The organism is Arcobacter sp. CECT 8983 (genome assembly GCF_004118855.1).
Classification (GTDB): Bacteria; Campylobacterota; Campylobacteria; order Campylobacterales; family Arcobacteraceae; genus Halarcobacter.
In genome coordinates this window covers 57,044-82,156 of record NZ_PDKF01000003.1, presented here as the reverse complement: position 1 = coordinate 82,156, position 25,113 = coordinate 57,044, and the positions used below count along the sequence as shown (strand labels likewise).

The 25,113-nt window shown below is 28.0% G+C and carries 23 protein-coding genes and 1 pseudogene; 10 read left to right on the top strand and 14 right to left on the bottom strand.

Features of this window, described 5'->3' with window-relative positions:
• The first annotated feature begins 129 nt into the window (after positions 1-129).
• Positions 130-1,821 carry an L-lactate permease gene (locus CRV01_RS02520; RefSeq protein WP_129006677.1) on the top strand — a complete coding sequence of 564 codons (1,692 nt, stop codon included), beginning with the start codon at positions 130-132 and terminating at the stop codon, positions 1,819-1,821.
• Positions 1,822-1,866: 45 nt separating this feature from the next.
• Here CRV01_RS02520 and CRV01_RS02515 read toward each other — a convergent pair whose 3' ends face one another.
• The 7 genes and pseudogenes from CRV01_RS02515 to holA all read right to left on the bottom strand — a co-directional run bounded on the left by CRV01_RS02515 (position 1,867) and on the right by holA (position 7,875).
• The gene (locus CRV01_RS02515; RefSeq protein WP_129006676.1) at positions 1,867-2,871 is read right to left on the bottom strand and encodes an ABC transporter ATP-binding protein; all 1,005 of its coding nucleotides are present in this window, start codon (positions 2,869-2,871) and stop codon (positions 1,867-1,869) included.
• Between the two features lie 6 nt (positions 2,872-2,877).
• Positions 2,878-4,458 carry an iron ABC transporter permease gene (locus CRV01_RS02510; RefSeq protein WP_129006675.1) on the bottom strand — a complete coding sequence of 527 codons (1,581 nt, stop codon included), beginning with the start codon at positions 4,456-4,458 and terminating at the stop codon, positions 2,878-2,880.
• Positions 4,459-4,474: 16 nt separating this feature from the next.
• Complete coding sequence (locus tag CRV01_RS02505; RefSeq protein WP_129006674.1) at positions 4,475-5,482, bottom strand: Fe(3+) ABC transporter substrate-binding protein; 1,008 nt, start codon at positions 5,480-5,482, stop codon at positions 4,475-4,477.
• A 156-nt stretch (positions 5,483-5,638) separates the two neighbouring features.
• On the bottom strand, positions 5,639-5,896 hold the full coding sequence (gene rpsR / locus CRV01_RS02500; RefSeq protein ID WP_129006673.1) for a 30S ribosomal protein S18: 258 nt from the start codon (positions 5,894-5,896) through the stop codon (positions 5,639-5,641).
• Positions 5,897-5,911: 15 nt separating this feature from the next.
• Positions 5,912-6,445 carry a single-stranded DNA-binding protein gene (locus CRV01_RS02495; protein ID WP_129006672.1) on the bottom strand — a complete coding sequence of 178 codons (534 nt, stop codon included), beginning with the start codon at positions 6,443-6,445 and terminating at the stop codon, positions 5,912-5,914.
• Positions 6,446-6,476: 31 nt separating this feature from the next.
• A pseudogene (rpsF, locus tag CRV01_RS02490) lies at positions 6,477-6,821 on the bottom strand (30S ribosomal protein S6); the annotation flags it as partial.
• A 73-nt stretch (positions 6,822-6,894) separates the two neighbouring features.
• Complete coding sequence (holA, locus tag CRV01_RS02485; protein ID WP_129006670.1) at positions 6,895-7,875, bottom strand: DNA polymerase III subunit delta; 981 nt, start codon at positions 7,873-7,875, stop codon at positions 6,895-6,897.
• Between the two features lie 91 nt (positions 7,876-7,966).
• On the opposite strand from holA, the gene CRV01_RS02480 reads away from it, so the two are divergent.
• Positions 7,967-8,365, top strand: coding sequence for a DUF2721 domain-containing protein (locus CRV01_RS02480; RefSeq protein WP_129006669.1), 399 nt, complete (start codon positions 7,967-7,969; stop codon positions 8,363-8,365).
• On the opposite strand, the gene CRV01_RS02475 is transcribed toward CRV01_RS02480, so the two are convergent.
• A complete protein-coding gene (locus tag CRV01_RS02475) occupies positions 8,362-10,218 on the bottom strand; it encodes a ribonuclease R family protein (RefSeq protein WP_129006668.1) in 1,857 nt (618 codons plus the stop codon). The genes CRV01_RS02480 and CRV01_RS02475 overlap by 4 nt on opposite strands.
• Positions 10,219-10,293: 75 nt before the next feature.
• Between CRV01_RS02475 and CRV01_RS02470 the strand changes: the two genes are divergently transcribed.
• Genes CRV01_RS02470 through CRV01_RS02450 form a run of 5 tightly spaced genes read left to right on the top strand, consistent with a single transcriptional unit; the run spans position 10,294 to position 16,126 of the window.
• Positions 10,294-11,052 (top strand): substrate-binding domain-containing protein, encoded by a 759-nt coding sequence (locus CRV01_RS02470; protein WP_129006667.1) that lies wholly within the window; start codon positions 10,294-10,296, stop codon positions 11,050-11,052.
• An 8-nt stretch (positions 11,053-11,060) separates the two neighbouring features.
• Positions 11,061-13,082: a sensor histidine kinase gene (locus CRV01_RS02465; RefSeq protein WP_129006666.1), complete on the top strand. Its 2,022-nt coding sequence runs from the start codon at positions 11,061-11,063 to the stop codon at positions 13,080-13,082.
• A 48-nt stretch (positions 13,083-13,130) separates the two neighbouring features.
• On the top strand, positions 13,131-14,153 hold the full coding sequence (gene ilvC / locus CRV01_RS02460; RefSeq protein WP_129006665.1) for a ketol-acid reductoisomerase: 1,023 nt from the start codon (positions 13,131-13,133) through the stop codon (positions 14,151-14,153).
• A gap of 45 nt (positions 14,154-14,198) precedes the next feature.
• Entirely contained in the window at positions 14,199-15,296 is a 1,098-nt protein-coding gene (locus CRV01_RS02455; protein WP_129006664.1) for a divergent polysaccharide deacetylase family protein, read from the top strand.
• A gap of 59 nt (positions 15,297-15,355) precedes the next feature.
• Positions 15,356-16,126: a DNA-processing protein DprA gene (locus CRV01_RS02450; protein WP_129006663.1), complete on the top strand. Its 771-nt coding sequence runs from the start codon at positions 15,356-15,358 to the stop codon at positions 16,124-16,126.
• Position 16,127: 1 nt separating this feature from the next.
• Here the strand turns inward: CRV01_RS02450 and nhaA are convergent, their stop codons facing one another.
• The 5 genes from nhaA to CRV01_RS02425 form a co-directional block, all read right to left on the bottom strand.
• Positions 16,128-17,315, bottom strand: coding sequence for a Na+/H+ antiporter NhaA (gene nhaA / locus CRV01_RS02445; RefSeq protein ID WP_129006662.1), 1,188 nt, complete (start codon positions 17,313-17,315; stop codon positions 16,128-16,130).
• A gap of 68 nt (positions 17,316-17,383) precedes the next feature.
• Entirely contained in the window at positions 17,384-18,691 is a 1,308-nt protein-coding gene (murC, locus tag CRV01_RS02440) for a UDP-N-acetylmuramate--L-alanine ligase (protein ID WP_129006661.1), read from the bottom strand.
• A complete protein-coding gene (locus tag CRV01_RS02435; protein ID WP_129006660.1) occupies positions 18,691-19,272 on the bottom strand; it encodes a hypothetical protein in 582 nt (193 codons plus the stop codon). Before CRV01_RS02435 ends, murC begins: the two co-directional genes overlap by 1 nt.
• Complete coding sequence (locus CRV01_RS02430) at positions 19,265-20,395, bottom strand: succinyldiaminopimelate transaminase (RefSeq protein WP_129006659.1); 1,131 nt, start codon at positions 20,393-20,395, stop codon at positions 19,265-19,267. Before CRV01_RS02430 ends, CRV01_RS02435 begins: the two co-directional genes overlap by 8 nt.
• Before the next feature lie 8 nt (positions 20,396-20,403).
• On the bottom strand, positions 20,404-21,831 hold the full coding sequence (locus CRV01_RS02425) for a COG3400 family protein (RefSeq protein WP_129006658.1): 1,428 nt from the start codon (positions 21,829-21,831) through the stop codon (positions 20,404-20,406).
• A gap of 83 nt (positions 21,832-21,914) precedes the next feature.
• Here CRV01_RS02425 and tgt point away from each other — a divergent pair, with 83 nt between their 5' ends.
• The 3 genes from tgt (at position 21,915) to CRV01_RS02410 (ending at position 24,026) form a co-directional block, all read left to right on the top strand.
• A complete protein-coding gene (tgt, locus tag CRV01_RS02420) occupies positions 21,915-23,039 on the top strand; it encodes a tRNA guanosine(34) transglycosylase Tgt (protein WP_129006657.1) in 1,125 nt (374 codons plus the stop codon).
• A 339-nt stretch (positions 23,040-23,378) separates the two neighbouring features.
• On the top strand, positions 23,379-23,669 hold the full coding sequence (gene gatC, locus CRV01_RS02415; protein ID WP_129006656.1) for an Asp-tRNA(Asn)/Glu-tRNA(Gln) amidotransferase subunit GatC: 291 nt from the start codon (positions 23,379-23,381) through the stop codon (positions 23,667-23,669).
• 15 nt (positions 23,670-23,684) lie between these two features.
• Positions 23,685-24,026 carry an arsenate reductase family protein gene (locus CRV01_RS02410; protein WP_129006655.1) on the top strand — a complete coding sequence of 114 codons (342 nt, stop codon included), beginning with the start codon at positions 23,685-23,687 and terminating at the stop codon, positions 24,024-24,026.
• Here the strand turns inward: CRV01_RS02410 and CRV01_RS02405 are convergent.
• A complete protein-coding gene (locus CRV01_RS02405) occupies positions 24,021-25,088 on the bottom strand; it encodes a hypothetical protein (RefSeq protein WP_129006654.1) in 1,068 nt (355 codons plus the stop codon). The two genes, CRV01_RS02410 and CRV01_RS02405, sit on opposite strands and share 6 nt — an antisense overlap.
• Positions 25,089-25,113: the final 25 nt, after the last annotated feature.

The following is a 25,113-nucleotide window of genomic DNA, read 5'->3' as shown; positions in this document are numbered from 1 at the left end:
AAACTTAAAAAAACTTTACTGCTACAAAACTATACACTTATACCTTGCTATTTTATTGCTACAATTGAATATCATACAAATGTCACAAATTCTATCTAAAATTGTTTTTACATTTTAGAAGGAGTTGATATGGGAATTGGAATACAAGCACTTTTTGCTGCTTTACCAATATTTATTGCTGCAATACTTTTAGTTGGACTTAGAATGCCTGCTAAAAAAGCAATGCCTATTGTTTATCTTGCAACTGCTGTGGTTGCATACACTGTTTGGGAAGTTACATTCAATAGAGTTATAGCTTCAACGCTACAAGGTTTACTTATTACAGTTGCTGTTTTATGGATTATTTTTGGTGCTATTTTATTATTAAATACATTAAAACACTCAGGTGCAATTGCTGTTATTAGACAAGGGTTTAATAACATTAGTCCAGATAGAAGAGTTCAAGTTATTATTATTGCTTGGTTATTTGGATCATTCATTGAGGGTGCATCAGGATTTGGTACACCAGCAGCTATTGCAGCACCACTTTTAGTTGCAATTGGTTTCCCTGCTATGGCAGCTGTTATGGTAGGAATGATGATTCAAAGTACACCAGTATCATTTGGAGCTGTAGGAACTCCAATTTTAATAGGAGTAAACAAAGGTTTAGATAGTGCTTCAATTAGTGCAACACTTGAAAACTTAGGTTCAAACTGGGAAACTTATTTACAAATAATTACAAGTGAAGTTGCGCTGACTCATGCAATTACAGGAACACTTATTCCACTATTCATGGTAATGATGTTAACTAGATTTTTTGGTAGAAATAAATCATGGACAGAAGGTTTAAATATTATTCCATTTGCTATTTTTGGTGGTCTTGCATTTACAATCCCTTACGCTTTAACAGGTATATTCTTAGGGGCTGAATTCCCATCACTAATTGGAGCATTAATTGGTTTACCAATTGTTGTTTTTGCTGCTAAAAACAACTTCCTTTTACCAAAAACAAGTTGGGACTTTGCACCAAAAGAAGAGTGGCCACTTCATTGGGTAAGTAAATTAGAAATGAAACTTGATGCAATGAATACTAAAACAAGTATGTCTTTAACAAAAGCTTGGATTCCATATGTTTTAGTAGCTATTATCTTAGTTATTACAAGAGTTTCAGCTGAAGCAAAAGCATTTGTTACTTCATGGATTATTCCATTTAAAGATATCATGGGTGAAGGATTAGGATATTCTATTACTCCATTATACTTACCAGGTGGTATTTTAGTATTTGTTGCTCTTGTAACTTACTTCTTACACAAAATGGAATTTAAAGAGATGAAAGCTGCAATTGGAGAGTCTTCACAGGTTATGATTGGAGCTGGATTTGTTCTTGTATTTACTATCCCACTTGTAAGAATATTAATTAACTCTGGAGTTAATGAATCAGGATTTGATTCTATGCCTGTTGCAATGGCTAATTTTGTTGCTACATCTGTTGGTGATATTTATCCTTTATTTGCTCCAATGGTTGGTGCACTAGGTGCATTTATTGCAGGAAGTAATACAGTTTCAAATATGATGTTATCTCAATTCCAGTTTGGTGTTGCAGATGCACTTGGAGTTTCAACGGCATTTATGATTGCACTTCAAGCAGTAGGTGCTGCAGCTGGTAATATGATTGCTATTCACAATGTAGTTGCAGCAAGTGCAACTGTTGGTTTATTAGACCAAGAAGGTGAAACATTAAGAAGAACAATTATTCCTACAGTTTACTATTGTTTAGTTGCTGGTATTTTAGGTTTAGTTGGAATGTATGTGCTAGGACTAGCTGACCCACTAATGAAATAAATATAAAGGCTTTATAGCCTTTATAGTTTTATATAAATAAAAGAATTAAACTTTTTCTCTTACTATTTGAACATCTTTTAAATCAATATCTAAATAACACTTATCCCTGCTAGTTAAACAATCAATACAAAATGATTTTACTGTAAGTTCTAAATTATCATAATTATCTAAAGATACTTCTAGTTCATAATAATCCCCACAATAAGATATATCTAAAATAGAAGCTTCAATCTTAGAACTATCTGCAGTTACTTCAATTTTATCAATAGGAATTACAGCTAAGTTCTCAGGAGTAATACTCGAGCCTAAATCCTCTATAAGTTTTGTTGGTAGTTTATTAATTCTATTTAAAAAGTTTGCTATGTAGTATGATTTTGGTTTTTCAAAAAGCTCTTTTGCAGTTCCAAATTGCTCTATTTTTTTATCATTAATAATTGCAATTTTATCAGACATACTTAAAGCTTCTTTTTGGTCATGGGTAACTAAAATAGCACTAAGACCTAACTCTTTAATCATCTTCTTTAACCAAACTTTTGTTTTATTTCTTAAAATTGTGTCAAGGTTTGAAAAAGGCTCATCTAAAAGTAATACTTTAGGCTCATAGGCTAAAACTCTTGCTATTGATACTCTTTGTTGCTGTCCACCACTTAACTCATGAATTTGCTTGTGTCTATGGTCAAATAAATCAAACTGTTTTAATAAAACATCAACTCTTCTTTGTTTTTCATCTTGTTTAAGTTTATAAAGTGCAAACTCAATGTTTTCTCTAACATTTAAATGAGGGAATAAAGCATAGTCTTGGAAGATATACCCAATATCTTTATTGCATTGATTTCTTCCATTATTAACTAAACAAGTTTCATTTAAAAATATCTCTCCTTTATAATCATCATGTAAAGAAGCTATACATCGAAGAATTGTACTTTTCCCACATCCACTAGGACCCAAAATAGTTACAATCTCCCCTGCTTCTACACTAAAAGAGATATCCTCTAAAATCTTTGTTTCACCAAAAGAAACTGCTAAGTCTTTTACACTAATTCCTATCATGAATTATCAATCCTTAATCATATTTTTAAGTAGTATTAAAACTGAAATTATTCCTAAAACTACAATAAACATTGCTGGAACACTTGATTCTACAACTTGTGCTTGCATTACTAATTCATGGGACAATACAGCCAATGTATCATAATTAAATGGTCTTAAAATCATTGTAAGAGGTAACTCTTTGATTACTTCAATAAAAATTACAATAAAACTTGCCATTGTAGAGTTTTTAATTAATGGAAACATTACCTTATAAAAAGTTTGAAAAGCTCCTATTCCCATTGTTTTACAAGCATCATCATAACTTTGAGGAACTTTTGCAAACCCTGACTCATAATTATTTATAGAAATTGCAATAAACCTTACTGTATAACCAAATATAACAGCAACCACTGTACCACTAATTAATATATCTAAGCTTCTATCAATTATTGAGAAAAAACTAAGTATTCCAACTGCTACAACTGCACCTGGTATAGAATATCCTAACTTAGAAATTTGCATTAAATTATCTGCTAATTTACTTTTGTGAAGTCTTACATTATAAACTAATACAAAAGCTAATATAGTAATAAAAATAGCAGAGAAAATACCAAGTGATAATGTTTGATAAAGTATTATTAAAAAGTCTTCATCAATTACATCTTCATATGATCTATAAAACCATACTGACATTTGTGAAAATGGTAATAAAAAACCAAATAAAAATGGAACTAAACAAGCAAAAAATGCAAAAATATTACTAAATCCAGTTAATTTTTGTTTTGCTATTGGTTTAAAATCTTTTCCACTACTTTTATATCTTTTATTTCTTCTTTGAAATTTTTCTAAAAATATCAAAGTAAAAATAAATAACATTAACATTGAGGCTAGTTTTGAAGCATCTTCAACACTTCCCATACCAAACCATGTTCTAAAAATACCAGTTACAAAAGTTGCAACGCCATAATAGTCCATTACCCCAAAATCTGCAACTGCTTCCATTACTGCTAAAATTACACCTGCAACTATTGCTGGTCTTGAAATAGGAATTACTACTTTATAGAAAATTTGAAAATTATTTAAACCCATAGTTTTTGAAGCATCAATAATTGATGAAGACTCGGCTCTTAAATATGTTTTACAGATTAAATAAACATAAGGATATAAAACCAAAGACATTACAATAATAGCACCTTCAATAGACATAATATTGAAAAAATAAACTTCAGATAAGTCTTTTCCAAGTAAATCTAAAATAAAAGTTGTTACACTTCCTGTAATATCAAACATTCCACCATAAATATAAGCAACAATGTATGTAGGTATCGCAAAGGGTAATATTAATGCATAATGAAAAAATGAAGATCCGGTGAAAGTAAATAGTGATGTTAAATATGCTGTTGTAAAGCCTAAAATTGCAGTTAAAACTGCTACGCCTACCATAATATATAATGAGTTAAAAATATATTCAAATAGTACAGTATCTACTAGATGTTTCCAGTTTTCACCGCCTATAAATATATTTGTAAATAGAATAATTGCTGGTACTGAAATAAGTAGTGTTATTAAAACACTACTTATTGTAAGTTTATTTAAATATTTCAAATTTGTCTAAAGCCTCTTATCTCCAACCTGCTTGGTCGAAGATTCTAACAGCTTTTGCATTATTTTCACCTAAAGTATTAATAGATATTGTATCATCTTCAAATGTTCCCCATGAAGAAACTAATTTAGATGGTTTAACACTTTTTAAAATTGGATATTCAAAGTTACCTTTTGCAAATAGTTCTTGTGCATCTGGACTTGCTAAAAATTCAATAAATTTAATTGCATTCTCTTTATTTGGAGCATATTTTGCTACACCTGCACCTGAAACATTAATATGAGTTCCACCATTTTCAAATTTAGGGAAGAAAATTTTAACTTTTTTAACTGCTTCTGCTTGTGCAAGTTCTTTATTATCTACCATTTTACCAATATAATAAGTGTTTGCAATTGCAATTTCACCAATACCATTAGCTATTGCTTTAACTTGATATCTATCATTTCCTTTTGGACTTCTAGCCATATTAGCTACAATACCTTTTGCCCATTCTAAAGCTTTTTCTTCACCATGATGTGCAATCATTGCTGCTAATAAAGATTGGTTATAAATATTATTTGAAGATCTAACCATAATTTTTCCCTTGAATTTAGGGTCAGCTAAATCTTCATAAGTTGATAACTCTTTTTCAATTCCAGTTCCAAGTTTATATACTGCAACTCTTGATCTTTTTGTAAGAGCGAACCATTTATTATCTTTATCTCTTAATTGTGCTGGGATATTTTTTGTTAGATAATCTGAATTGATTGATTGTAATATATCTTTTTGTTTTGCTTGATATAATCTTCCTGCATCTACAGTAATTAGAACATCAGCAGGCGATTTTTCACCTTCACTTTCAATTCTTTTAATTAAAGCACTTGCTTTTGCCTTTACAACATTTACTTTAATTCCTGTTTTATCTTCAAACATTTTAAATAGTTGTTTATCAGTATCATAGTGTCTATGAGAATAAACATTTACTTCATTTGCTGCAAATACTGAACTTGCTAATACAAGTGTTCCTAATGCTAATTTCTTTAACATATCTGTCCTTTTTATTAATGATAATAGTTATTGAAATAGTATTGAATTAACTCTTAGTTTCACCTTAATATTAAGAACGATTATCATAATATAATTAGGACATAAAAAAAGGGAGAAGCTTATAACTTCTCCCTTTTTATTTAAATTACTTTTTAATTACTTTGCGTATGCTGCGTCAGTAACTGCTTGAGTATTTACAATATATGGAACTAATGCCATGTGTCTAGCTCTTTTAATTGCTTTTTCTACCATTTCTTGAGCATTTTTAGAGTTACCAGTAAGTCTTCTTGGCATGATCTTACCTCTCTCACTCATAGATAGTTTTAATAAATCAGTATTTTTATAATCAATGAAATCAATTTTCATCTCAGTATATTTACAAAATTTTTTTCCGTATTTTCTTCTTTCAGCCATTTTTATTCCTTATTCCTAGAATGGTATTTCATCATCGTCTATATCGATTTCAGGTATGTTCTGCTCAGGTGCTTTTTGCATTGCCTGACTATTCATACCACCGTAACTATTTTGCCCAGCATTTTGCTGTGATTGATTGTATTGGTTTTGTTGTGGTTGATTATAACTATTTTGAGGATTATTATATCCTACTTGGTTATCTTGTCCCATATTTTGTGAATCTGATTTAGTATCTAACATTTTCATTGTATCAACTCTTAGAGCATGTTTACTTCTGTTAGAACCATCTTGTGCAGTCCACTGCTCAAATACTAATCTACCTTCTAATAAAACTTTAGAACCTTTTCTTAAGTACTGATTAGCAACTTCTGCAGATCTTCCAAAGATATTAAAATCTAAGAAACAAACTTCATCTTTTTGTTCACCAGTTTGAGTTTTATATCTATGACTTGTAGCAATTGCACCTTTTGCTAGTGCTGCTCCATTAGGCATATATCTTAACTCAATATCTCTTGTAAGATTTCCTACCATTACTACTTTATTATACATAAGACTGTCCTATTTTGCTTTATTAGTTAGCTTTTTTTGCTGCCTCATCGCTCATTTTAGTCCATGCAGCGATTTCTTTTTTGCTTTCGTATTTAATGAAAATAAATCTAATAATATTTTCGTTAATTCTATAGTTTCTTTCGATTTCTTTTAATGAAGCTGGTTCACCTTTGAAATATGCAACAAAGTAGTAACCTCTTTTGTGCTTTTCAATTTCATATGCTAATGGTCTTGAACCCATATCATCACAAGCAACGATTTCTCCACCATTTTTAGTGATTAAAGTTTTCACAGCTTCGATTTGTGCCGCAGTCTCTTCTTCAGTAAGAGTTGGCTTAACAATAAACATTGTTTCATAATGTTTTAATTTTGACATTTAGTTTCTCCTTGTAGTTTATGCCGGTATCTTTACAAATATCAGCAAGGATTTTTTTGTAAAGTTGCTGATTTTATCTAATTAAAACTGAAATTTTTCTAAGACAAGCTTGTAAATATAGATTTGAATCAGAAATTTTTGAAGATTTTAGTTCTAATTCTATATTTAGAAGATAAGAAAGTATTTCTAAGAATTTTTCAGGTTTGATATTTATTGCAAGTCTTGTTTTCTTTTCCCAAACATTTTTAGGAGGAACAAAACCTAATATTTCTTTAGAATTTGGTTCACCAAAAACCCTTGCATAAGAACTTATCATAAATAGTTGTTGTACAAATGAAGTTACTTGTGTTAATAAGTATATTTCATTCATCCCTTCTTCAAGTAAAAGAGATAACTCTTCACTTATATCTTGTGAAGATAATAAATTATGTAAAAAATCTTCGAAGTTAACAGCCCCTATACCAAAGCAATGGGCATTTATTTTATCAGTTGTAATTTTTTCATTTAGTATAGAAAGTTTCTCTAAATCATTTATACATAAAGATAAGTCTTGTCTATGCATAAAATAGAGGTGATTTAATGCTGACATCTCATAATTTAGATTTAAACTTCTTGCATGATTTTCTATAAGTTTCACTGCTTCATTAGCAAATGGTGAAAAAAGTCTAACACTTACAGATTTTGTTTTAGCAGTAAAATAAGCTCCCATTGCTTTAAAGTCACTATCACCCATACAAGCAAAAATCACTTTAGAATCAGGATTAATATTGCAAGCATCTATTAGTTCTGTTACTTCTTTTTTAGGAAGTTTTTTCTCAATTTTAATAATAAGTATATTATTTGATGCAAAAAGTGAAGATTGAAGTAATTTATCTTTTGCATATTTAAAATTATAATCATCATAATATAGTTTTTCTATCTCATCTTTACTTCCTAAACTATTAGACACTAAATTAGTGTAATAATCTATTAAAAAAGATGATTGCCCATAAAACATGTAGGCATTGAAGGTTTCATTTTGTCTTAACTTATTATCAAATTCGTTTCTATACATTTTGAAATAATAGCTAAAACTTGCTTTTTTTGTACTTTTCTTTTTTTATGAAAACAATTTGTTACAATATCAAAAACAAAAGGTTATATTTATGGATATTGAAATTTCTACTCCTGCATTGTTATTTCCAGCTGTCTCTTTACTATTACTTGCTTATACAAACAGGTTTCTTACAACTGGGCAATTAATTAGAGCCTTAAGCTCTCAAGCAAGAAAAGGTGAAATAGGAGAATACAAAGGACAAATTGACAACCTAAAAAAAAGACTTGAATTAACAAAATGGATGCAGTTTTTTGGAGCTTTATCCCTTTTAATGTGTACAATTTCTATGTTCTGTCTCTTTTTAGGTTTTTATATTTTTGGTAAACAAATTTTTGGTTTAAGTTTAATTTCCATGTGTTTATCCCTTGGTATTTCTATTTGGGAAGTTTATATCTCTTCAAATGCATTAAATCTTGAATTAAAAGATTTAATGGAAAAATGTAATTAATATTTTAATGAACCAAGAACCTTTTTAGTAATAATATCACTTGATTTTATTACTACTTTTTGTTTAGAAAATAGTACTTGTCCTTTATAGTTATCTAAATGAATTTTCATACCAGGAACTAAACCATAGGCTACACAAGTACCTTTTTCATCATCTGTGATTTTAACTTTTATTTCAGCTCCTAAATTTTTTGCTGCCCACCTTGCATATTTTCTATCTTCAAAATCCCAAACCATTTGATCAATTTTTCTTTCTTGAATAGAGATATGTTCACATATTTCATCTATGTTTTTAGGAGTTTTTTTAGTCTTTAGCATTCTATGAAGGACTAAATCAGAATATCTTCTAATAGGGCTTGTAAAGTGAGAATAAGAAGAAAAACCTAAACCAAAGTGTCCTAAGTTTTTAGAAGAGTATTTTGCTTGTGTTTGAGCATGAATAATTAACTCATCTATTTCATCTTTAATTACTGAATGTTTGGCTTTTTCTTGAATATGAGTAATTGTATCATGTACATCATTTTGTAGTTTTGCTTTTATTCCTAAGGCATTTACATCATCAACTAATTTTGAAATTGCTTTAAAAGGTGGCTCTTCATGAATTCTAAATATTCCAACAGAATTTACTTTTTTGCTTGCTTCAATATTTGCTAAAAGCATACACTCTTCAACTAGCTGGTGAGAAGCAGAAGAGGTTTCAACATCAATACCTTCTAATTCATACTGTCTATTTAATTTTAATCTATACTCAACACTTCTAAAATCATAACCTTTTTTTAGTCTTTCATGTCTATAAGATTTAGTAACTTCATATAAAGATACTAAAGTATCAAAAATAGCTTTTTCTTCTTTTGTATATGTATCAAATTTTCCATCTAAGATTCTATCAATCCTTCCATAAGAGAATTTTCTTCTTGATTTTATGATCGCTTCAAATACTTCTGATTTTAAAACTGTTTTATTTTCAATATCTAAATAGATTTTAAATACATAAGAGTATCTTTCTACGCCTTCTTTTAGTGAACACATATCTTCACTAAGTTCATTAGGAAGCATTGGTAAAACTTTTCCTGGTAAATATGCAGATGTACTTTTTAAAAAAGCTAATTTATCTAGTTCGCTTCCTTCTTTTACAAAGTATGAAACATCAGCAATTGCTACATAAAGAATTTTTTCTTCTTCATCATAATAAATTGCATCATCATGGTCTTTTGCACTAGCAGGGTCAATTGTAGTAAAAGCTAAATGTGTTAAATCAACTCTCTCATTCGTATCGTCCATTTTTGCTTCAACACTCATTGGCTTTTGTAGTCTAAACTCTTCATTATACAGGTGCAATGATATTTGTTCATCTATTTTAGCATCACTAATATTCCCTAGATTTTTTATAATTTCAAACTTTTTATCATCTATTAATAAAACATCTTCTTCATTTGCTTCAAGCTCTTTTTTTATTTGAAGTTCAATATTCTCTTTAAGTGTAAAAAATTTATTATCTCTTTTATACACAAGAAGTTCTTTTTTACTTCCTTGCAAGACTCTTATAATTTTTGCTTTTGTTTTACTTCTGGGATTAAAAACTCTTTTTGCCAATACTAAATCGTTATCATAAGCACCTTTTAGATTTTCAAAATCGATTCTAATATCTTTGTATTCATTTGATAAATCTTTTAAAGTTGCAGTATTTTTGTTAATTTTTACAATAGCTACTTTGTATTTAGAGTTTATTTCATATATATTATTATCTTTTTTTATAATTACTTCTTCATTAATAAAAGGTTCTAATTGCGATAGTTCCTCATTTGAGAAGTCATTTATTCCTTTTTCAATTTTTGTAAAAATTTTTTTTAACAAGATTTACCCTTTAATTAATAATTTGTTATTTTCTTGATATAATATTATTCTTAAGTTTATTCAAAGGATGCTTGAATGTTTTTTAAAATAATTATTTCTTTTACTCTATTATTAAGCTCTTCACTTATTGCAAATAGTAGCAAACCTACACTTATATTCTATTGTGGAACGACAATGGTTAAGCCTATTAAGGAGATGGCAAAAATTATTGAAGCTAAATATAACTGTAATATCAAAATTTCTCAAGGTGCTTCAAAAGACCTTTATGACTCTTTAAAATACTCAAAAGTAGGTGATTTATTTTTACCTGGAAGTAACTCTTACCGTACAAACAACTTAAAAGATGGATATTTGCTAGAAGCCGTTGAAATTGGATATAACAAAGCTGCTATTTTTGTAAGAAAAGATAAAAATAAACAAAATATTAATTTAGATGATTTTGTAAAAACATCATTGTCTTCAATTTTATGTAACCCAAAAGCAGGAAGCATAGGTAGAGAAACAAAAGAAATATTCGAAAAATACAAAGGTAAAGAGTTTTTTTATGATGCCTATGATAACTCTGTTGAAATTGGAACAGATTCAAGAAACCTAAACAAAGCACTTATTGACAAAAGAGCTGATATAACTATAAATTGGCGTTCAACTGCTTTCTGGGAAGAAAATAACAAATATATAGATATAATAGAAATAGATGAAAAGTATGCAAAAAAAGAGAAACTAAAAATATCACTACTTAAGTTTTCACAAAATAAAGATATAGCAAAAAGTTTTATGAAATTTTCAACTTCTAAACAAGGACAAGAAATTATGAAAAAATATGGTTTCCTATAGGATAATATTTGTTTAAAAATATCTCCTACAACTTAAAAAACCTAATCTTTCTACTGTTAGTTTTTGTATTTGGTCTTTCATTTTTAATTTTATTACATCTATTTTTTCTTAATCTAATTGAAAACTTAGATAAAAAAACAGAAAACCTAAAAGCAAAAATGGAAATTGGTGAATTAATAGTACATGACCTATATAAAATACGTTCTGACTTTTATGAATTAGCAACCTCTACTACAAATGTAAGAGGAATGAAAGTTATAAACAAAAGAATTGAAAATAAAGTAGAAGAAATAGAAGAAAGCTTAAATATTTTAGAAAATGGAGGAACTTTAAAAAGAACTATTAGATTAAATATTGTAGAACACAACGATACAAAAAGAATAATAGTTTATAAAAAAGAAGATAACAATATCTCCTTAGAAGTTATTGATTTAAGTCCAAAGATTATTCAATTTGAAGAGATGGTTCAAACATTAAATGAACTTCTTAAAAAACAATTTGAACTAAAAAAAGAAAATAATTATGTAGGCTTTTTAGAACAAAATAAAGCTATAAAAAGATTTTATAAAAGTACTCCTGCTTTTTTTGTAAGAGTTACTGAAAATGCAAATAGACTTTTATATGAAGGAACTATCGAATTAAAAAAACTTCAAGATGAAATAAAAAAACAGAAAAAACAGTATATACAATTAGAGCTTCTTTTAATTCTACTGATTATCTTAATTGTACTAATTTTAGGGTTTTTAATCGCAGTTCAAATAAATAAAAATACTAAAAAACTTCAAATACAAGAACGCTCGACAAGAGGTATTTTAGATGCACAAAAGAATATCGTTGTTGTAAGTAATGGCGAATATATGATTGATGCGAATAAAGCTTTAGTTGATTTTTTTGATGAATATGATAGCTTTAATGATTTCAAAAAAGACCATATTTGTATTTGTGACTTTTTTATTGATATTCAAGATGACGAATATATTATTGACAAAGATTATGATGGAAGAATGTGGTTTGAATATATTTTAGATAACCCAAATAAACTTCACAAAGTAGCAATGCTTAAAAATAAAGAATTAAACTATTTTACTATTAGTGCTACAAAAAAAGAACTAGACTCTAAGGAGTTTATTGTAATTGTAGCACTTAATAATATTACAAAAGAGATTGAGGCACAAAAAAAGCTAAAAGCTTTAAATGACAATCTTGAAAATATAGTAAATGGTAAAACAAAAGAGTTAAAAGACTTAAATGAAAATCTAGAACTAAAAATAAAAGAAGAAGTTGAAAAAAATAGAGAAAAAGATAAAACATTAATACAACAAGGAAGATTCGCAGCTTTAGGGGAAATGATAGGAAATATTGCCCACCAATGGAGACAACCACTCTCTGCTATATCGTCAACTGTTTCTTCTATGCAAGTTCAAAGAGAGCTAGGAATTGCAAAGGACGAAGATATTGATGCTTCCTATAAATCTATTATGAAATATGTTCAATTTTTAAATCAAACAATTGAAGATTTTAGAAGCTTTTTTAGAAAAGATAAAGAGAAAATAAAATTTAATATTATAGAAGTATTAAATAATTCTATAAGCATTACAAGTGCAGTTTATAAAGATAATGAAATAGTTTTAACCTTAGATATAAAAGAAGATCAACTTATTTCTAAAGGTTTTCCAAATGAACTTTCTCAAGTATTTTTAAATATATTGAATAATGCTAAAGATGTTTTAAAAGAAAAAAAGTTTGAAAAAAGACAAGTTTATATAAAAGCGTATAGTACAAAACAAAACAATGTTATTGATATATTTGATAGTGCAGGAGGAATTCCACCACACATAAAAGATAAAATCTTTGACCCGTATTTTACAACAAAACACAAATCACAAGGTACAGGAATTGGACTTTATATGAGTAAAGACATTATTGAAAAACATATGAAGGGCTCTTTAACAGCCATGAATTCAGACTTTTTTATCGAACAATATCATTATTTTGGTGCTTGCTTTAAAATAGAATTACCCAGACTTTAGTTTTCTTTAGGTATAATCCCTCAAAATTTTGAGAAGAGGTACACAGTAATGGCATTAAACGTTTACTACGATAAAGATTGTAATATTGAATTAATTAAATCTAAAAAAGTTGCAATGATTGGTTTTGGTTCACAAGGTCACGCACACGCAGAAAACTTAAGAGACTCTGGTGTTGAAGTTATTGTTGGTTTAAGAAAAAATGGTTCATCTTGGAAAAAAGCAGAAGCTAAAGGTTTTGAAGTTAAAACTGTAGCAGATGCAACTGCAGCAGCTGACGTTGTTGTAATTTTATTACCAGATGAAAATCAAGCTGATATCTGGGAAAATGAAATCAAAGATAACTTAAAAGATGGTGCATATGTATCATTTGGACACGGTTTCAACATCCACTATGGAAGAATTGCTCCAGCAGCTAACATCAATGTAATGATGGTTGCTCCAAAAGCTCCAGGTCATACTGTAAGATCTGAGTTTACTAAAGGTGGGGGAATTCCTGACTTAATCGCTATTCACCAAGATGCATCTGGTGACACTAAAGATGTAGCTTTAGCATATGCTTCAGCAATCGGTGGTGGAAGAACTGGAATTATTGAAACTACTTTCAAAGATGAAACAGAAACTGACCTTTTCGGTGAGCAAGCTGTATTATGTGGTGGAGCTACTGCATTAGTTCAAGCTGGTTTCGAAACTTTAACTGAAGCTGGATATGATCCGATGATGGCATACTTTGAGTGTTTACACGAATTAAAATTAATCGTTGACTTAATGTATGAAGGTGGTATTGCAGATATGAGATATTCTATTTCAAATACTGCTGAATATGGTGATTATATTGCTGGTAAAAGAGTTATCAATGATGAGTCTAAACAAGCAATGAAAGAATTATTAAAAGAGATTCAAGATGGAAGATTTGCTAAAGACTTTATCTTAGAAGGTCAAGCTGGATACCCAAGAATGAATGCTGAAAGAAAGAACTCTAGAGCTTCTTTAATTGAGCAAACTGGTTCTCAGTTAAGATCAATGATGCCATGGATTGCATCTAACAAAATTGTAGATCAAGACAAAAACTAATTATTTAAGTAAGAGAGTTTATTCTCTCTTACTTCTTTTTTATATATGGCTAAAAGAAAAACTAGACGAAAATCTACTAAACCAAAACATACTAAATCACAAAATATTAATTTTAAACTGATTAATATATTATTAATAATAATACTTGCCCTAATTATTGCAATTGGGATTTTAATATATTTAATCGATAATAATAAAATTGAAGAATCTAAAAAAGACATTTCAAAAATTGAAAAAAGAATTAAAAACGATATAAGCAAAATACAAAAAACAAGTGAAGATAAATTAGATAAATATGTAAAAAATATTGAAGTAAAAAAAGATAAATTTGAAGAATATACTGAAGATTTATATAAAGAGTATATTCATGAAAAAACAAAAGATACAATAAAAATATCAGAAGAAAAAAAACTTAATAAAGAAACTAAAAAAGAAGATGAAATTCAAACAAAAGAAGTACCAGTATTTCATCAACCACTTCCTTTTAAAACAAATAAACCTAAACTTGCAATTGTTATAGATGATGTTACAACACAATATCAAATAAATAAGATTAATAATATTGGTTACAAAGCAACAATGTCAATTCTTCCTCCTACTTCAAGAAATGGAAGTACAATTGAGATGGTAAATGGATTACCTTTTTATATGATTCATTTTCCAATGGAAGCAAAATTTTTCAAAGGTGAAGAACAAGGAACACTTCATATTAAAGACTCTTATGAAAAGATTGAAAAAAGAGTTGCTCAAATAAGAAATTGGTATCCAACTGCACAATTTACAAATAACCATACAGGAAGTAAATTTACTCAAGATACTCAAGCTATGGATAAACTATTTAAAGCTTTAAAAAAATATAATTTCACTTTTGTAGATAGTAGAACTACAAGTAAAAGTAAGGGTAAAATTATGGCAAAAAAATATAAAATGCCATATATTGCAAGAAATATATTTTTAGACAATGAACAAAAATTTGACTATATACAAAATCAATTAAAAAAAGCAATAAGAATTGCAAATAAAAGAGGTTATGCTATTGCTATAGGTCACCCTCATAATATAACTCTAAAAGTACTTAAAGAATCAAAACCTTTATTAAAAGATTTAGAACTAATCTACATAAATCAACTTCCTATTTTATAATTTTATTTATTATTTTTAAAGTTTAATTTCTATATTATTTTAAAATTCAAGGTTTTAAAATGAAAGATAAAATTGATTTTCATATAAAAGAATTAGACTCAATGAAAAAGTACCCAAATGAACTTTTTTACATTGGAAACAAAAAGCTATTAAATAAAAGAAAAATATCTATAGTAGGAAGTAGAAAACCAAACTTGTATTCTCAAAAAATGACTCATCTTCTTTCTCAAGGTTTTGCACAAAGAAATATTGTAGTTGTAAGTGGTGCTGCTATTGGCGTTGATAGTATAGCTCATAAAGCAGCAACACCACAAAATACAATTGCAGTTGTAGCAAATGGTTTAGACATAAAATACCCAACTATTAATAAAAAGCTAATAGAAGAGATTGAACAAAAAGGTTTAATGCTTAGTTCGTATAAAGAAGGTGAAAAGGCTAGAAATTATAGCTTTGTACAAAGAAATGAGATAGTTGTCTCTCTTGGAGAAGTACTGATTGTAACTTATGCAGATGAAAAAAGTGGAACCTTAACCTCAATAGATTATGCACTTAAAATGGGTAAAAAAGTATATACAATTCCCCATAGATTAGATGAGAGTATTGGAACGCAAAAACTTTTGGAAAAAGGTTTAATAGAACCTATTTATTGTATTGAAACCTTTCTAAACTCATTTTGCAGTATTGAAAAAAAAGAAGATGAATTATCAAGCTATTTGAAAACTTTTCCTAGATATGAAGATGCTATATCAAAGTATGCTAGTAAAATATTTGAGTTAGAACTTGAAGGAAGTATTATAGTTGAAAATGGGCTAATCAAGCCCACTTTCTAACTTAGGTACTACACATTTTTTTACCCTTAGAGAATCTAATTATTAAATATCCTAAAATACCAGATAAAAAAGAACCAATTAATATAGCTAACTTATCAGTGTAAAAAAATACATCTGATTCATTATAAGCTAGTGAATTAATAAACAAACTCATTGTAAACCCAATACCAGTTAAAACAGAAACTCCATATATCTGTTGCCAAGTTGCACATTTAGGAAGATTTGCTAATTTATATTTAACAGCTAAAAAAGTAAATAAAAATACTCCTAATTGTTTTCCAACAAAAAGACCAAGAATAACACCTAATGAAACACCTGTAGTTATTTTTTCTATTGACATATCTCTTAAATCAACTCCTGCATTTACGAAAGCAAATAGAGGCAAAATATAAAAAGCAACCCAATAATGAAGTTGATGTTCTACTGTTTTTGCAGGAGAGACTCTTCTTCTTTTTTCATTTATTGCATTTAATGGAATTGTAAAAGCAACAATAATTCCTGCTAAAGTTGCATGAACACCTGACTTTAATACAAAAATCCAAAGTATTGCACCTATAATCCAGTAAAAACCTAATTTTGTCACATGAAATCTATTTAAAATAATTAGAAGCAAAATACAAATTGCTGCCATAGATATAGCATGAAAAGATAAATCTGAAGTATAGAACATTGCAATAATTAAAATAGCACCTAAATCATCAAAAATAGCAAGTGCCATTAAAAAGATTTTTAAGGTTGTTGGCACTCTTTTTCCTAAAAGGGATAAAATACCTAAAGCAAAAGCAATATCAGTTGCTGTAGGAATTGCCCAGCCTCGTAAAGCAAAGTCATCCCCATAATTAAATATTACAAAGATAACAGCTGGTACTACCATTCCTCCAAGTGCAGCTATTGCTGGAAGTGCTATTTTGGAAGGACTGGAAAGATGACCTGCTATAAGTTCTCTTTTTATTTCCAAACCAATAAGTAAGAAGAAAATAGCCATCAAACCATCATTTATCCACAAAATTAATGGTTTATCAATATCTAAAATACTTTCAATTTTAAAAGTGATATTAGTATGTAAAAAAGTAGTATAAAACCCAGAATAATCAGAGTTTCGTAAGAGTAAAGCTATAATTGTTACAAATATCAAAATAAGTCCAGAAGTTGACTCACTTTTCATAAACTTTTTAACTAATATTTTCATTTTTATGCCTTAATCATAATGATAACAACTCTATTTTATTATTAAAAACTTTACTGAAAATTAAATTACTAACTATGTCTTAATTGGTATGTTATATCACCAGCTCCTACACCTAAAACTATACCATCTGTAATTGTTTTAATAATTTTTCCATCTTTTATAAGTTCTATTTTCCCATTAGTAGTTTTTAAACTATCAGTAAAAGTAGGATTATACATTGAAAACTCTTTTTTAAAATCTATGTCGATTTTTTGTTCTCCAGGAATAGTCCAAATTGGTAATATAACTAATTCATCACATCTTCTAAAACACTTTTTAAAGCCTTCTAGATTGTCATTGGTTCTACTATATTTATGTGGTTGCCAAATAACAACTCTTTTATTTATATTAGTTAAGTTATCATACACTTCAACAGATTTCATTGTAGCTTCAATTTCTGTTGGATGATGAGCATAATCATCAACTACTACAAGGTCTTTATTTTTTTGGACAATATCAAATCTTTTTTTGATTCCCTTATAGTTTAAAATGTTCTTTCTAATCTGCTCTACATCAAGCTCTTCAAGTGCTGCTAAAATAGCTAATGATGCGTCAATTGCAATATGATAACCAAAACCCCAAACTTCAAAAGAACCAAGCTCTTTTAAATCAAATTTTGTGTGGGGCTCACCATCTTTTAAAAGATATGATAAGTTTTTAATATCTTTACTTGGATAAAGGTAAGTTGCTTCTTTTATATCAAGTTTTTTTATATACTCATCTTCACCATTTAAAACTCTTTTTTCAGCTAAATTGATAAACTTTTTATAGGCTTCAAAAAACTTTTTATAGTCATATTGATAGTATTCCATATGTTCTGGTTCAGCATTTGTAACAATTGAGCAATAAGGATTTGAAAGTAAAAAAGAAGCATCTGATTCATCAGCTTCAAAAGCAACTAAATCATTTATATATCTAAAGTTAGAACCAAAATCTTTAGAAATAGCTCCAATTAGTGCAGAACTTTCTAAGATAGAAGCTAAGATTGCTGTTGTAGTTGATTTACCATGTGCTCCTGCTACACAATAGTTTTTCTTATCCCCTAAAATAATAGGTAAAGCCTCTTTTCTTGAAATAGTTCTTATTTGTTTTAATCTTGCTTCAATTAACTCAGGATTTTCATCTGTAACAGCAGCTGAATAAATAACAATATCTAAATCATCGCTAATATTTTTTGCATCTTGTGGACAAAAAACTTTAATGCCTTCACTTTCTAATGCTTTTGTAATAGGAGAACTTTTTATATCAGAACCACAAACATCATAACCATCATTTTTTAAAAATCTTGCAAGGGCTGAAAGCCCTATTCCACCAATACCAATAAAATGTACTTTCATTAAGATTCCAATAAATGTTTTAAATTTTCAAACTCTTTTTTTAGAAGTTCACTATTATCTTCTAACAAAGTTTTAATGTCATTATTGAAACTTGTAATAAAATATCCGTATTTCTCTTCACTATTGCAAGCATTTAAATTCACTTCTTTTTCATAAAAATCCTCTAGTGAGACTTTATTTGTTAAAGCTATAATATGAACTAGTAAAGACTCTTTTAAAGTTTCATCTTCAACAATATTTGATAATACAAATAATAAATCCTTCGCACCATCAAAATTATCATAACTCCACTTTTCAATACCATGCTCATAAAGTGCTCTTACATAAAATAATTGGTCATTTTCTAAAGATAATTTTTGATTATTATTTACAATAACTTCTACTTTTTCAAATGATGTTTCTAAGATTGTTTGATAAACAGAGTTTATTTTTTCTTCATCTAAATCTAGAATCAACATTGAATCTAAAACTTCATAAAGTGCTGCAATATCTTTCGCTGCTATTGCATTGATTCTTGTTGTCTCTAAATAATCCAAAAATTCTGGATTAGTTCTAGCTTCTTGTAACTCTTGTTTATCCATCAATAAAGTCCTTTAATCTAGTTAATACTTCTTTTGTTCTTTCTTCATTCTCAACTAAAGCAATTCTTACATAACCTTTTCCAATGCCATTTCTACCAAGGAAACTTCCAGGTAATACTTTTATGTGTTTTTCTTTATAAAGATTTTTTGTAAACTCTAATTCATCTTCTACTTCAAGCCAGATATAAAAAGTTGCTTTTGGAGGTTTTATTCCTAAAATTTCTTGTGCTAATTCAAAATTTCTTTTATATATTTTTCTAAATCCATCTACATGAGAAGTTTCACTCCAAGCTAAGGCTGCTGTTTTTTGTAGAGGAACCGGACTTGCACATCCAACATATGTTCTATATTGCATATACTCTTCTAAAATCTCTTTATCTCCTGCAATAAATCCACTTCTAAGACCTGGAGCAGAACTTCTTTTTGAAATAGAGTTCATTACAAGTACATTTTTAAAAGATGTATTTCCAACCTCAACACTTGCTTCAAGCAGTGATACAGGTTTATCTTTTTCATCAAAATAAATCTCTGAGTAGCACTCATCATTTACTAAAATAAAATCAAACTCTAATGCCTTTTTAACCCATTGCCCTAACTCTTCCTTTGTCATCTCTGCTGATGTAGGATTATTTGGATAATTTAAAATCACTAAGTCACATCTTTTTAACTCTTCATCACTAAGTGTTGCTTTAAAATTATTCTGCTTAGTTAAATCAATATGAATAACTTCTGCCCTACTTGCAATTGCTGCACCTTCATAGATTTGATAAAAAGGATTAGTAAAAGCTATAACTGGATTTTCCTTATCAAAAAGTGCAAATTGAGGGAAGTTAAATAAAACTTCTCTCGTACCAAAAGTTGGTATAATTTCACTCATTTGTAATTCAACATTAAATCTATTTTTTACAAAAGAAAGCATTGCTTCTTTTAGTTCTGGTAATCCTGCACTTGCTGGATATTTTTGTAAAAAAGAAGTTGTGTTTTTTAACTCATCTTGAATAAACTGTGGTGTATCAAATTTTGGTTCACCAATTGTTAAAGCTGATAGCTCGTAATCTGCATTTGGTGTAATATCTTTTAAAAGTTCACTTAACTTCTCAAAAGGGTATTTTTCAAATCTCATTTTTTTCCTTATTCCTCAATAACTGGTATTAATAATTGACTATATTTTTTCATATCAAAAGATATTAAATCAGGATTCGTATATAAAAATTTCCAAGAGAATCTTTGTTTAAACATCTCATTTTTTAACGGTAAAATCTGTAAAGTATTCGTTTGTTTTTTAAGCTCTCTAATTGGATTATTATCATTTGAGATAATCTCAACTTTTTGATTAAATATCTTTGCTAAATTTTCAAAGTGATTTAATAAAGTAGTTTTATCCTCTTCTTCACCAATTGGATCCATATCAAAAATTTTTGTTTTTGTTTTTAATTGACTTGCAACATCAAATATTACAGGAGAAATTTGCTCATAAGAGTTTATATCATTTACTAAAACAGTTGTTTTTTTGATACTTCCTGTTAGTTCATCTCCTAGCTTATAAATTGGTATTGTTAGAGTTTTAATCTCTTTTGCATACTCTTTTACTTTGAACATTTCATTTGTAAGAATAACCATACCAATATCATACTTTTTCATATCATTTTTAAGTTGTTTTTTCATAGGTTCATAGTGATAATCCATTCTAATTAAAACAGAATCATCATCTTTAAAACTTTCTTTGATTAAATCAAGTACTCCAACATTAGTTGGTCTAGTTATTCTAATAATCATTTTTGTACTTTTAAACATGTTGTTTAAATACTTCACTTCTTTGATCACATCTAATATTCTTTGTTTTGACTCAATATACATATCCAAATAAAAATATAAATGATGTCCAAAAGGCATAGGAAATTGACCTTGTGATTTTCCTATTGCATTATATACTTGCATTAAAACTCGTGGTTTCCCAATTACTAAAATTATGTCATTTGGTTTTAAAATAAGTGAAGGTTTAATATTTATTAATCTTTCATTTCTATATAGACCAAATATTTTCCACTCATTTTGTTCAATAGAACCAATATATCTATAGGCATATGAACTACCAAATGGAATTTTTATTTCCATAATTTCACCTTGCTTTAACCCTATGTTTTGAGCCATAACAGGTATATTTGGAAGTCTTTCAACCATACCATTTGCCAATACTTCAATACCTTTATAGATATTTAAATATGGATCTTCTATTTCAATCCCCCAGTAATCTAAAATAGAAATATGCAAAGTATTTTTTCGTGCCTTTATATTTTTAATTACATTTAACATCTCATCTTTTGAGTTAAGAGCTACTAATGCTTGAATATGAATATCTTTATCAAGTACCATAGCTAACTTAGATTCTGATGTTGGGTCAAACTTATAAAATGTAAAGTTTGAAGGTTTTTGCTCAGGCAATATTGCATCATTCATATAAACTACATCATAATTGTTTTCTGTCGTATTTGACTCAACAATTCTTTTCATTAATTTTTTTGCAACAATACCATCAAGAATAACTAATATCTTTTTCATGACAAGATTATATCTTTTTATCTCTAATCATTTACTTTTGTTTAGATATAATCATATTTTTAATAATAAAAGGAATATTTTTTATGGAATTTAAAATTGATGCAACTTCACATCATAAAGCAAGAGCATGTACGATAAAAACAGCCCACAGTGAGATAAAAACTCCTGTTTTTATGCCAGTAGGAACTCAAGCAACAGTAAAAGCACTTGATGCAAATGATTTATTATCAATGGGTGCTAAGATTATATTAGGAAACACATACCATTTATATTTAAGACCAGGAAGTAAACTTGTCAAAAAGTTTGGTGGACTTCATGGCTTTTCAAAGTTTCCAAACTCTTTTTTAACAGATAGTGGAGGCTTCCAAGCTTTCTCTTTAAGTGATAACTCAAAACCTGATGAAAATGGAATTACTTTTAAATCACATATTGATGGAAGTAAACACTACTTTACACCTCAAAGTGTACTTGATACACAGTATGATTTAGGTAGTGATATTATGATGATTTTAGATGACTTAGTGGCTCTTCCTAATACAAAAGAGAGAATTCAAAAATCTATTGAAAGAACAACTGCATGGGCAGAAAAAGCTATTACTTATCATAAAGAGCAACAAGCAAAAGGTATTGGAGTAGATCAAAATATCTTTGCAATTATTCAAGGTGGTACAGATAAAGAGTTTAGAAAAATGAGTGCCCAACAACTTTGTGCTATGACTGATTTTGATGGTTTTGCTATTGGTGGGCTATCTGTTGGAGAACCAAATCAAGATATGTATGATACAGTTGAGTGGACAACAGATTTTATGCCACTTGATAAACCAAGATACCTTATGGGAGTTGGAACTCCTGAGGACTTAATTGAGAATATTGAACGTGGTGTTGATATGTTTGATTGTGTTATGCCAACAAGAAATGCTAGAAATGGAACTTTATTTGCAAGTACAGGAAGAGTAAATATCAAAAAAGCAATGTATAAAGAAGACCCAAGTCCTATTGATGAAGAGTGCGATTGTTATACTTGCCAAAACTTTACAAAAGCCTATTTAAATCATTTATTCCGTGCCAATGAGATTACATATTTTAGACTTGCTTCAATGCATAATATTAGATACTACTTAAATCTTATGACTCAAGCTAGAGAAGCAATCTTAGAAGATAACTGGGTAGAGTTTAAAAAAGAGTTCTATGAAAAAAGAGGAAAATAATTCCTCTTTTACATCATAAAGTTTTTAATTACTAAGTAAGAAAAAAATAATACTAAAACAATTAATACAATTAAAGTTTTATCAATTGATGCTTTTTTCAATTGTTTTTTCTCTTTTATCTTCATCACTATTTATTCCTTTTTCTTTTTCAATATCTTTCATGTCTTTTTGAAGTTTATCATCAACATACTTAGTAAATCTTGTTTTCTTTTGAAATTCACCTTTTTATAAGAACAAAAGAGTTTACTAAAACTAAGGAAAACAATCTGTTTTTTCTATTTAATTATTCTAAAACTCTTTTTAGTTATAATTTGACCACTTTACAAGTTAAGGAAAATTATGACTGTAGATGATAAATTAATTGAAAAATTATCAAAATTATCAAGCTTAGAAATTGAAGACTCTAGAAAAGAGAACCTAAAATCAGAACTAGCTGATATTATTAACTTTGTTGAAAATCTAAATGAAATTGACGTATCAAATATTGAAGCTACTTTCAACACTGTAGAAGGTGGAACTCCTTTAAGAGAAGATGAAGCAAAGCAAGATTTAGAACTATCTAATTATATTTTAGATAATGCTCCCAAAAGTGAAGATGGATACTTTATAGTACCTAAAATCATTGAATAATAAAGGAGCACCTATATGATAAAAGTTTATGGAATAAAAACTTGTAATTCAGTAAGAAATGCATTAAAGTTTTTTAAAGACAATAATATAGAAGTAGAGTTTTCTGATATAAGAAAAGATGCTCCTTCAGCTCAATCAATCACTACTTGGGCACAAAAAGCTGGAATAAATATTGCTTTTAACTCAAAAGGAACTAAATATAGAACTCTAAAATTAAAAGAATTAAATTTAGATGATTCTGGAAAACTTGAGTGGCTTATTAAAGAACCAATGCTTTTAAAAAGACCTGTTATTGAATACAATGATGATGTAATGATAGGTTTTAATGAAGAGCTTTATAAAGAGACCTTTTTATAGTCTCTTTATATCTAAAATAGGTTCTTTTTCTATATTAAAAGTTTCTACTTCATAAAAATTGTCTTTATGTGATAACATAATATATGCCTTATCAGACTCTATATTTTTTAACATCCAACTATTTGGTTTATCTATAACAATATTTTTAAAACCCATTTTATTATACTGATTAAATAACTCTTCTTTTAAACTCTCAAAACTTAAATTGTATCTGTCATCAATACTAATTTTAAAACTATTATCAGATCTTGTAATTTCAGGTTCGCTAAGTGTTTTTTCTTCTTTTATAGGTTGATGATTAATTAAATATTCATATGTAACAGAGATAAAAGCTATTATTAGAACTGTTATAAAAACATTTAATAAAGAGTATAAAACAGAAAGCTTTTGTGAGATTAAAGCCATTAAAAATTCAATTACCAATCCATAAACAAAACTAAGTAATGTAGCTAATATTAAAGGTATAACCACAACTGTAAAAAAAACTAAAGTCTTATGGTTTTTCGTTAAAGTTAAAGAATCAAAAAGTCCTATTGGCTTATCAACTGCTATTGTAGGAAAAGTTAAAGACATTCTTGAAAATAAAATTAATACAGAAATACCAATAATAACAATACTTGCTGTAGCAAAAATATTTGCTACAAAAGAACCAAATAATGCATCAAAAATAGCTTTTGCTAGAAATAGTAATCCAACATACAATATCAAAGCAAATAGCACTAAAAAGATTGTCATATAAATTACTTTTAACATAAAAGTAAGTTCTCTTTTTGATAAAGTTAGGATTCCAAAAGTGGGAGTTTTATTTTCAGGTAGTAAAAGTATTCTATGAACTGTTATTGACATTAGAACACTTATTAAAAAAGAAAGTAAAATTAAAATAAGCGGTAGTAAACTATTACTAAAAGTATTTTCTGCACCTAAAGTAATACTTCGCATATCAATAGGAAAATAGTTCTCAATTATTGTTAAAATAATAAAAGGAATAATCAAAGCTTTTATTAAAATATTTTTCTTCGCAACTAATAAATCTAATGTTCTTTTAAATATCTCTTTATACATATATATTATCCTTAAAAAATAATTA